General features: G+C 67.8%; 10 protein-coding genes. 3 read left to right on the top strand and 7 right to left on the bottom strand.

The annotated features are described in order from the left end of the window. The first annotated feature begins 18 nt into the window (after positions 1 to 18). Both A0O31_RS06700 and A0O31_RS06705 read left to right on the top strand, forming a co-directional pair. The gene (locus tag A0O31_RS06700) at positions 19 to 582 is read left to right on the top strand and encodes a UbiX family flavin prenyltransferase (protein ID WP_071677939.1); all 564 of its coding nucleotides are present in this window, start codon (positions 19 to 21) and stop codon (positions 580 to 582) included. A 37-nt stretch (positions 583 to 619) separates the two neighbouring features. Further along, entirely contained in the window at positions 620 to 1,738 is a 1,119-nt protein-coding gene (locus tag A0O31_RS06705; RefSeq protein WP_071677196.1) for an acyl-CoA dehydrogenase family protein, read from the top strand. On the opposite strand, the gene A0O31_RS06710 is transcribed toward A0O31_RS06705, so the two are convergent. Beyond that, entirely contained in the window at positions 1,735 to 2,505 is a 771-nt protein-coding gene (locus tag A0O31_RS06710) for an SDR family NAD(P)-dependent oxidoreductase (RefSeq protein WP_071677197.1), read from the bottom strand. The genes A0O31_RS06705 and A0O31_RS06710 overlap by 4 nt on opposite strands. 4 nt (positions 2,506 to 2,509) lie before the next feature. Next, positions 2,510 to 3,637, bottom strand: coding sequence for an alanyl-tRNA editing protein (locus tag A0O31_RS06715; RefSeq protein ID WP_071677198.1), 1,128 nt, complete (start codon positions 3,635 to 3,637; stop codon positions 2,510 to 2,512). A 173-nt stretch (positions 3,638 to 3,810) separates the two neighbouring features. On the opposite strand from A0O31_RS06715, the gene A0O31_RS06720 reads away from it, so the two are divergent. Then, positions 3,811 to 4,542: a pseudouridine synthase gene (locus tag A0O31_RS06720; protein WP_071677199.1), complete on the top strand. Its 732-nt coding sequence runs from the start codon at positions 3,811 to 3,813 to the stop codon at positions 4,540 to 4,542. Here A0O31_RS06720 and pilO read toward each other — a convergent pair. From pilO to A0O31_RS06745, 5 genes are read right to left on the bottom strand one after another with little or no spacing between them, the layout of a single operon-like run. After that, the gene (gene pilO, locus A0O31_RS06725; RefSeq protein WP_071677200.1) at positions 4,510 to 4,977 is read right to left on the bottom strand and encodes a type 4a pilus biogenesis protein PilO; all 468 of its coding nucleotides are present in this window, start codon (positions 4,975 to 4,977) and stop codon (positions 4,510 to 4,512) included. The two genes, A0O31_RS06720 and pilO, sit on opposite strands and share 33 nt — an antisense overlap. After that, entirely contained in the window at positions 4,974 to 6,164 is a 1,191-nt protein-coding gene (locus A0O31_RS06730; RefSeq protein ID WP_071677201.1) for a type II secretion system F family protein, read from the bottom strand. Before A0O31_RS06730 ends, pilO begins: the two co-directional genes overlap by 4 nt. Positions 6,165 to 6,167: 3 nt before the next feature. Then, a complete protein-coding gene (locus A0O31_RS06735) occupies positions 6,168 to 7,811 on the bottom strand; it encodes a GspE/PulE family protein (RefSeq protein ID WP_071677202.1) in 1,644 nt (547 codons plus the stop codon). Further along, positions 7,789 to 8,976 carry a hypothetical protein gene (locus A0O31_RS06740; protein WP_071677203.1) on the bottom strand — a complete coding sequence of 396 codons (1,188 nt, stop codon included), beginning with the start codon at positions 8,974 to 8,976 and terminating at the stop codon, positions 7,789 to 7,791. The genes A0O31_RS06735 and A0O31_RS06740 overlap by 23 nt, the downstream gene beginning before the upstream one ends. Positions 8,977 to 8,994: 18 nt before the next feature. Further along, positions 8,995 to 9,534 (bottom strand): prepilin-type N-terminal cleavage/methylation domain-containing protein, encoded by a 540-nt coding sequence (locus A0O31_RS06745; protein ID WP_071677204.1) that lies wholly within the window; start codon positions 9,532 to 9,534, stop codon positions 8,995 to 8,997. Positions 9,535 to 9,568: the final 34 nt, after the last annotated feature.

The following is a 9,568-nucleotide window of genomic DNA, read 5'->3' on the forward strand; positions in this document are numbered from 1 at the left end:
CCCTTTAGGATGGGGGGCATGGAACCTCCCCGGGTGGTGGTGGGGATTTCGGGGGCGAGCGGGATGCCCTACGCCTTGGACCTCCTGGAAGCCCTCCAGGGCCTTGCTGAGGTGCACCTGGTGCTCTCCCAGGGGGCCAAGCGGGTGCTTTGGGAGGAGATGGGCCTAAGCCCCAAGGACCTTTACCCCTTGGCAAGCCGGGTGTACAAGGACGGGGACCTGGGCGCCCCCATCGCCTCGGGTTCCTTCCCCACCCGGGGGATGGTGGTGGTGCCCTGCTCTGCCACCACCCTGGCCAAGGTGGCCTGGGGCCTCGCCGATACCCTCCTCACCCGTGCGGCCTATGTTCACCTTAAGGAACGGAGGCCCCTCATCCTGGTGCCCCGGGAAACCCCCCTGCCCCTGCCCACCCTAAGGGCCATGGTCCAGGCGGCCGAGGCGGGGGCGGTGGTGCTTCCGGCAAGCCCCGGCTTCTACCACCGGCCCAAGGAGGTCAAGGACCTTCTGGGCTTCATCACCCAGCGCATCCTGGACCACCTGGGCCTGAAGGCCGAGCGCGCCCCCCGCTGGGGCGAAACCTGACGTTTTTTTACCTCCTTGCGGTGATACGATAGGGGCGATGACCCTTACCCAGGAGCAGCGGCTCGTCTTGGACACGGTGCGCAAGGTGGCCAAGGGGGTGCTTTACCCCCTGGCCCCGGAGTACGACAAGGAGGGGAAGTACCCCTGGCCGCAACTTAAGGCCCTGGCGGAGCTGGGCCTCCTCGGCATGACCACCCCGGAGGCCTGGGGCGGGGTGGGGTTGGACTCCGTCACCTGGGCCTTGGCCTTGGAGGAAATCGCCGCCGCCGACCCCAGCGTGGCGGTGGTCCTTTCCGTGACCAGCGGGCTTCCCCAGTACATGCTCCTCCGTTTCGGCACCGAGGCGCAAAAGCGGAGGTATTTGGTGCCCCTGGCCCGGGGGGAGTGGATTGGGGCCTTCTGCCTCACGGAGCCCCATGCGGGTTCGGATGCGGCGAGCCTCCGCACCCAGGCCCGCAGGGTGCCGGGGGGGTACGAGCTTTGGGGGGTGAAGAGCTGGATCACCTCCGCTGGCCAAGCCCACCTCTACGTGGTCATGGCCCGCACGGAAAAGGGCATCAGCGCCTTTCTGGTGGAAAAGGACGCCAAGGGGCTTTCCTTTGGCCCCCCGGAGGAGAAGATGGGCCTCCACGCCGCCCACACCGCCGAGGTGCGCCTGGAAGGGGTTTTCGTTCCCGAGGAGAACCGGCTGGGGGAGGAGGGGCGGGGTCTCGCCTACGCCTTGGCGGGGCTGGACTCGGGCCGGGTGGGGGTGGCGGCCCAGGCGGTGGGCATCGCCCGGGGCGCCTACGAGATCGCCAAGGCCTATGCCGACGAGCGGGAGCAGTTTGGCAAGAAGCTTAGGGAGCACCAGGCCATCGCCTTCAAGATCGCCGACATGCACGTGAAAATCGCCGCCGCCCGGGCTTTGGTGTTGGAGGCGGCGCGGAAGAAGGACCTCGGGGAAAGGTTCACCCTCGAGGCCAGCGCCGCCAAGCTCTTCGCCAGCCAGGTGGCGGTGGAGGTGACCCGAGAGGCGGTGCAGGTCCTAGGGGGCTACGGCTACCACCGGGACTACCGGGTGGAGCGCTACTACCGGGACGCCAAGGTCACGGAGATCTACGAGGGCACCTCGGAGATCCAGCGCCTCGTCATCGCCCGGGAGCTTTACCGCTAGACGGGGCGGCCCGCCATCATGAAGCTCGCCGTCATCCCCCCGTCCACGGGGAGGATGGCTCCGGTGATGAAGCTGGCCTTCTCCGAGGCCAGGAAGAGCACCGCCTCCGCCACCTCCTCCGGGCGGCCGAGCCGCCTTAGGGCGTGGAGGTCCTCCCAGTCCCGCCGGGTCCGTTCGGGGTCTTCCGAGAGGGCGATGGCCTCGAGGACCGCCTCCGTGGCGATGGCCCCCGGGGCCACGGCGTTTACCCGGATGTTGAGGGGGGCGAGGTCCAGGGCCAAGGAGCGGGTGAGGTTCACGAGCCCTCCCTTGGAGGCGTTGTAGGCGGCGTTTTCCTGCTCGGCGAAAAGCCCCTGGACGCTGGCCACGTTCACGATGGCCCCACCCCCCACCCGCTGCATCCTCCTCGCCGCCAGGGCGGAGAGGTGCATGGGGGCGGTGAGGTTCACCTCCAAGACCCTGCGCCACTCGGGAAGCCTCACCGTGAGGGCCGAGCCGGGGGCAGAGAGGGCTGCGTTGTTGACCAGGACGTCAATCCGGCCCAACGCCTTTTCCGCCTCCTCCACGAAGCGCACCCGGTCCCTTTCCTCCGCCAGGTCCGCCTGGACGAAAAACCCCCCCACCTCCTCCGCCACCGCTTGGCCCTCGGGCCTGAGGTCGCATAGGGCCACCAAGGCCCCTTCCCGGGCGAAGGCCCGGACGATGGCCCGGCCGATCCCCCTGGCCCCTCCCGTGACCAGGACGCCTTTTCCCTCAAATAGCCCCATGCCCCTAGCTTACCCGCTTGGGGTCCAGGGCCTCCGCCACCCTCTCCTTGGGCAAGGCCCCCTGGACCACCTCCTTGCCGCCGCCCTTGGCCCCGAGGGCCTTGAGGCTTTCCAGGACCTCCATCCGCTTGGGGCCCAGGAGGGCGAAGCGGCCCTCGGGGGAGAGGAGGAGGAAGGTTTGGTCGCTCCAGGAGAGGAGTTTTTTGGCGAGCTCCCCGAGGACGGGTGCCGGAACCAGGATGGCCCTTTCCTCCAGGGCTTTGGGCAGGAGGGCCTCCACCAGGGCCTCCTTCAGGGTTAGGTTTTCCCCCTTCAGGGCGTAAAGCTCTTCCTGGAGCTTCTGGATGGGCTTCTCCACGTCTAGGGGGTTTGTGGAAAAGCTGAGGGCGAGCCGGGCGAGGAGGGCGTGCTTGGCGTGGTAGTCCTCCAAGGCCTCCCACCCCGCCATAAAGTAGACCCGGCTTCCCCCCTTGTACCGCTCCCACTTCAGGACCTTGATGGGCCCGGCCTGGGCGCTGGTCTTCAGGTGGGTGCCCCCGCAGGCGGCGAGGTCAAAATCCCCGATGCGCACCAGGCGCACCTGGCCCTGCACCTTGGGGGGGCGCCTGAGGGGGTACTGGGCCAGTTCCCCTTCGCTCACGAAGAAGGCCTCCACCGGGTAGTCGGCGTAGACGGCGAAGTTGGCCAGGGCTTCCGCCTGGCGGATTTTCTCCTCTTCCGCTTCCTCCTCGAGGTCCACCGTGCACACCGCCGAGTCCAGGCTCACGGCGATGGTGTGGTAGCCGCCGGCCCTTAGGAGGGCCTGGGAGAGGATGTGCTGGGCCGTGTGGCGCTGCATGTGGCGGAAGCGTCTTTCCCAGTCAATCTCCCCCTCCACAGAGGCCCCTTGGGGCACGGGGTGGGCGAGGACGTGGACCACGTCCCCAAAGGCCTTGGTCTCCTCGTAGGCGCCGAGGACCCGCACCTCGCCGAACGCCCCCCTGAGGACCCCGGTGTCCGAAGGCTGCCCCCCGGACTCGGGGTAGAAGAGGGTTTCCGAGAGCACGGCGTAGTGCCCCTTTACGTCGCTCCAGGCCCGCACCACCTGGGCGCGGAAACGGGTGGCGTAGCTGTCCAACTGGTAAAGCCTCATGCCCCTTAGGATAAGGAGGATGGTGGCCTTGGACCGGGAGGAGTTTGCCCGTTGCCCCGATGCCTACCCTGAGGGAAGTCCCCATGCTCCACCGAGGCGAAGGCTAAAGAGGCCTGGGAGGCCACCGGAAAGGGTAGGGTAGCCCTTTGGTGGTGGGAAGGGGCTAGGGAGTTGTGAAGGGAGAGCGCTTGGACAAGCTCCTCGCCCACCTGGGCCTTGGGAGCCGCAAGGAGGTGGCGGGCCTCGTGCGGGCGGGGCGGGTTTCCGTGGCGGGGGAGGTGGTGCGGGACCCCGGTTTCCGCGTGCCCCAGGGGGCCGAGGTGGCCTTGGACGGGAAGCCCCTTAGGGTGCGGCGCCACCACCACGTGCTCCTGCACAAGCCTGGGGGTTACGTGACGAGCCGGGCGGAGGGGCCTTCCGTCTACGCCCTTTTGCAGGGCTTTCCCCTTAGGGACCTTTCCCCCGTGGGCCGGCTGGACAAGGACACCGAGGGGCTACTCCTCTTCACCACGGACGGGGAGCTCCTCCACCGCCTCACCCACCCCCGGCACAAGGTGGCAAAGCGCTACCTCGTCCACCTCCTCCAACCGGCCACGCCGGAGGACCAAAGGGCCTTCGCCGAGGGGCTTTGGCTGGATGGCAAGAGGCTTCTTCCCGCCGAGCTTTTTCTCGGGGAGGACCCCAGGTGGGTGGAGCTCGTCCTTCGGGAAGGACGCTTCCACCAGGTGAAGCGGATGTTCGCCGCCCGGGGCAACCGGGTGTTGTACCTGAAGCGGCTATCCCTGGGGCCCTTGGCCCTGGGGGATTTGCCTTTGGGGGAGGCCCGGTACCTAACGGCGGAAGAGGAGGAGGCCCTTTACCGGGCGGTGGGCCTAAGGGGCGAGGGCCCGGAGGGTGAGGTCTAGGGCCAGGCGCTCTCCCCGTTCCCCTGCGGGCTCGAGGGCGTAGCTTTCCACCCAGAGGGGCTGATCCAGGGAGGGGAGGGCCTGGAAGAAGCCCAAAACCCCCCCATAAGGCCCTTGGAGCTTAAGGTGTAGCCGCCAAGCCCGGACGTTGCCGGCGCTTTCCGCTTCCCCGGGCTCCAGGGCGTGGGGCTCTAGGCCCTGGCTTTCCGCTAGGCGGAAGAGGTCCTGGTAAAGGCGGGGAAGCTCCTCTTCCCGTAGGGGGGCTTCGGCCAGGGCTTGGGGAAGGCGCTGGGCGAGGGCCTCCACCTCCCTTTCCAGGGCCACCACCTCCGCCTTGGTCCTTTGGTAGCTCCGGTAGGTAGAAAAAAGGGCGTTGGCGCTCCAAAGGAGAACCGCTAGGGGCAGGAAGAACCAAAGCCAGATAGGAAGCTTCATCGGCGCAGGATCCGAGAGAGGTCAAAGAGCGGAAGATAAAGCGCTAAGGCGACCACGAGCATTATACCCCCTAAGACCACGGTGAGGGCGGGCTCAATGCTGGAGGAAAGCCGCTTGACCCCGTAGTCCACCTCCCGTTCCAGGTGGAAGGCGGCTTGGTAGAGCATCTGGTCCAGGCTCCCCGCCTCTTCTCCCACCAGGGCCAGGCGCACCAGGATGGGCAGGAAGAGGGGCTCGCGCCCCATGGCGGCGCTAAGGGACTCCCCCCGGACCACCCGCTCTAGGACCCGGTCCAGGGCCTCGGCGAGGGCGGCGTTGCCCAGGGTGTTGCGGGTGGCCTCGAGGGCCTGGGTGATGAGCACGCCCCCTTCGTAAAGCGTGGCCAGGGTGCGGGCGAAGCGGGCCATGGCTGCCTTGTGCAGGATGGGTCCCACCAGGGGAAACCGGAGGAGAAGCCCGTCTATGAGCCGGGCGCCCCCGGGGGTCTGGTGGTAGGCCCTAAGGAAATACACCAGGCCCGCAAGGAAGAGGAGGAGCCAAAACCCGTTTTGCCGCACGAAGGAGGAGGTACCGATGAGGAAGCGGGTGGGCCAGGGTAACTCCGCCCCCGCTGCCCCGTAAAGCCGGGCGAAGACGGGGATGACGAAAAGGAGGAGGACCGCCACCACCAGGACCAAGACCGCCACCACGAAGGAGGGGTAGAGGAGGGCGGTGCGCACCTTCTCCCGCAGGTCGTGGCTTTTGTCCAAGTACTCGGCGATGCGCCGGAGCACCACCTCCAAGGCCCCGCCCACCTCCGCCGCCCCCACCAGGGCCCGGACCAAGGGGGGAAAAACCTCAGGGTACTGGCCCATGGCCTGGGCCAGGCCCTCACCCCCTTCCACCCGCTCCCGTACTCCCCGGGCCGCCTCCTTCAAAAGGGGGTGCCGGCTTTCCAAGGAGAGGGTGTGAAGGGCTTGGGTCACGGAAACCCCCGCGCCCACCAAGGTGGCGAACTCCTCCATGAAGAGGACGAGTTCGGGGAGGGGTACCCGCCCCCTTGGGGGCCGCCTTACCCTTTCCAAGCGCAGGGGGTAGAGGCCCATTTCCCGGAGGCGGCGCCTGGCTCCTTGGGGAGTTTCCGCCTCGAGGACCCCCCGGTAAATCCGTTCTCCCTTCTCGTCCGTGGCCTCGTAGAGGAAGCGCATACCCTACTCCCAAGTCCCAAGCACCCGCAGAAGCTCGCTTCCCGTGGTGACGCCAGCGCGCACTTGGTGGAGCCCCACCGCCCGCAAGTCCCGGTGGCCTTGGGCTTTGGCCTGCTCTCGCAGCTCTCCTTCGCTGGCACCTAGCCCTAGGCGGTAGAGGGCTTCCCGGTCAGGGGCGTAGACCTCGTACAGGCCCACCCGTCCCCTGTACCCTGTGCCCCGGCAAAAGGGGCACCCTTCCCCCCGCACCTCCTCCTCGGGCGCCTCCTCCCCGAAGAAGAGACGGGCCTCCTCGGAAAGGGGCTGGGGCCGGGCACACTGGGGACAGACCCGGCGCACCAGGCGCTGGGCCACGGTGCCGAGGAGGGTGGAGGCCAGGAGGTGCCTTTCCGCCCCCATTTCCAAAAGCCGGGTCACGGCGGCGATGGCGTCGTTGGCGTGGAGGGTGGCCAGGACCAGGTGTCCGGTGAGGGCGGCCCGGAGGGCGGTGTCCAGGGTCTCCCCATCCCGCACCTCCCCCACCAGGATCACGTCGGGGTCCAGGCGCAAAACGCTCCGCAAGGCCTCGGCGAAGGTGAGGCCGATTTTGGGCTGCACGGGAATCTGCACCACGCCCTCCAGGGGGAACTCCACGGGGTCTTCAATGGTGACGAAGGTCTTCTCCCGGGTGTAAAGGCGGTCCAGGGCGGCGTAGAGGGTGGTGGTCTTGCCGCTTCCCGTGGGGCCGGTGACGAAGAGGATGCCGTGGGGCTTCCGAAGGAGCGTTTGAAAGAGGGAAAGCTCCTCGGGGAGCATGCCGAGTTCCGTGAGGCCAAGCCGCACCCCCGTGGGGTAGATGATGCGCAGGGTGAGCTTTTCCCCATGGAGGCTACCCACGGAGGCCACCCGCACCTCGTACCGCTTCCCTTCAAAGGAGAAGGTAAAGTGGCCGTCCTGGGGGCGGCGCTTTTCGGCGATGTCCATGCCCGCCAGGACCTTATAGCGAGCGGCCAAGGAGGCTTCCAGGTCTTTGGGGAGGCGTTCAAGCTCCTGGATAACCCCGTCCACGCGGGCCCGCACCGCCAGGTGGGTTTCCTCGGGGTCTAGGTGAAGGTCGCTGGCGTTAAGGGCGATGGCCCGTTCCAAAAGGGCCTGGGCCAGGCGCACGGCGGGCATGGCCTCCAGGGTGAGGTCCACCTGGGCGGCCTCCTCGCGCCGGGTCTCCTCCTTCGGCCGGGCTTCTTCCGCCAGGAGGCGGTCTAGGGCCTCCAGGATCTCCCGGTCTGGGGCCAGGTAGGGGACGATTTCCTTCCCTGTGAGGAAGCGAAGCTCGTCCAGAAGGGCCAGGTCCGAAGGGTGGGCCATGGCCGCATGGAGCCGGTTCCCCTCCACCCTAAAGGGGAAGACCCGCTTTTCCCGGGCAAAACGGGGGTCCAGGAGGCGCAGGGCTTGGGGGTCGGGGGTGATTTCCGAAAGGCGGACTAAGGGGGCCCGTTGCTGGTCCGCCAGGACCCGGGCCAGGTCCTCCTCCTTCACATAGCCCCGCCTAAGGAGAATTTGGCCCAGGAGGTCCCCTGTGCGGGCCTGCTCCTCCAGGGCCGCCTGCAGTTGGGCTTCCGTGATGTACCCTAGGCGCAGGAGGAGTTCACCGAGCTTGGGCCTTTGCAACCTCCACCTCCCAGGTGTAGACGGTTTTCCCCCCCAGGCTCGCCCGTTCCAGGGGGCCCACCCTCCCCCCAAGCCGTTGGGCGAGGAGGAGGGGGGCGTAGGGGTCCAGGGCCCTGCCCTCTAGGAGGAGGCGGCCCTGCTCCGCCTCGAGGCGGGTCAGCCAAAGGCTTTCCGGCTTTTCCGCCGCCACCTTGAGGATCTCCTCTAGGCCAAGCCCCTGGGGCCTTGCTGGCTGAAAGGCTTGCTCGCGCAGGAGGGCTGCTTCCCGCCCTAGAGCCTCTAGGCGGCTCCTCTCTCGGGCGGTCATCTGGGTGAGGAGGCTCTGCCCAAGAAGCCCCAGGGCGAAAAAGAGGGAGGCCAGGAAGATGGCGAGCTGGGCCTCCCGCGGCAACCCCTCGCCCAAAGGGCGGCGCCTCGGCTTGAGATCCAGGGAAAGCGCCCGTGCCAGGGCTAGGGTTTCCAGGCCCTGGGGCACCTCCTGGTGGATGCGTTCCCCAGGGAGCCCCGGGGGCAAGGGCGGTGGGGTGGGGAGGCCCAGAAGCCAGGCCTCCTCCGGGCGCCCCGCATGGCCAAAGAGGGCGAGGGAGCGAGCCACTTCCTCGGTCAGGGCCTCCGTGCCGGCATCGGCCTCGAGGGTAAGGTAGCGGAAGCCCTTGAGCACGCCCCCCTCAAAAAGGGCCACGGTGTGGGCCAGGTTCTCCAGGACCAAAAGGGTGTGCGCTTCGCTCCTTTGGAGGGCGTGGCGCCAGAGGAGGAGGGGTAAGGGTTCTATGCGGCTTGGCCGCAGGCGTCCCAAAAGGGCGGCCCCCTTCTTGGGCATGGCGGCGTATAGGACCCGCACCCGGCGCTCGTCCTCGGGGGCGGCGAGGAGGTAATCGGCCGCCAGCTCTTCCCCGGCGAAAAGGGGGCTTCGCTCCGCCTCGGCGAGGACGGCTTCCTCCAGGGGGAAGCCCTCGAGGGCCGGGAAGGCCTGCCAGCGCAGGAGGGCGAACTCTGGCCCTAAGCCAATGTAGCTCCCTTTGGCCCCCAGCTCGCGCAGGCGGTGGAGGAGGCGCTCGTACCGGGGCCTTCCCTCCTCGTCCAAGAGCCCCTCGGCGGGGAAGCTTTCCACCTGGCCTTCCCAAAGGCGCAGGATGCGTTGGCGTAGGACGAGAAAGAGGGGCATACTCGGTTCGCTCCCAGTTTACCCGCTACGCAGGGCCACCACCACAGGGGGGAAGCGGTGGTCCCGTTCCCCCACCCGTAGGGTGAGGTTTTTGCCGTTCAGGGTGTTGGGGTCGCACGGCGCATCCATTAGGTAGACGCTCTCGTTCTCGTAGCAGAAGGCGGCGTAGGGAAGGAGGGCGGGGGTGAGGAGGTCTTGGAAACCCGTGTTCGTGCCGCTACCGCAGTTACTCGCCGACCACGAGGCTCTTTGCAGGCGGCCCCCTTGCAGGCGGTACTGCACGCAGAGGGGACTTGGGGAAGCGCTCACCTGGACCACTAAGCCCGTGGGGCTAGCCATGGTGAGGCCGGTGCTGGTGGCGCTGCGCAGGTCCTTGCCCAGGTAGCCCCTGAGGTCCGCCATGAGGGCTTGGGCCTGTAGGAGGCTTCCCTCCCCTTGGCTTTGCGTGCCGGAGAGGAGAAGGGTGGAAAGGGCCAGGGCCAGAAGGCCAGCCAGGAGCATGGCGACGGCCAGCTCCACGAGGGTTAGGCCTCGTTGCTTCACCACCTCACCTCGCATGGGGTTACCGAGTACTCCCTGCCCAACGCATCGC

Source organism: Thermus brockianus, assembly GCF_001880325.1.
GTDB lineage: Bacteria > Deinococcota > Deinococci > Deinococcales > Thermaceae > Thermus > Thermus brockianus.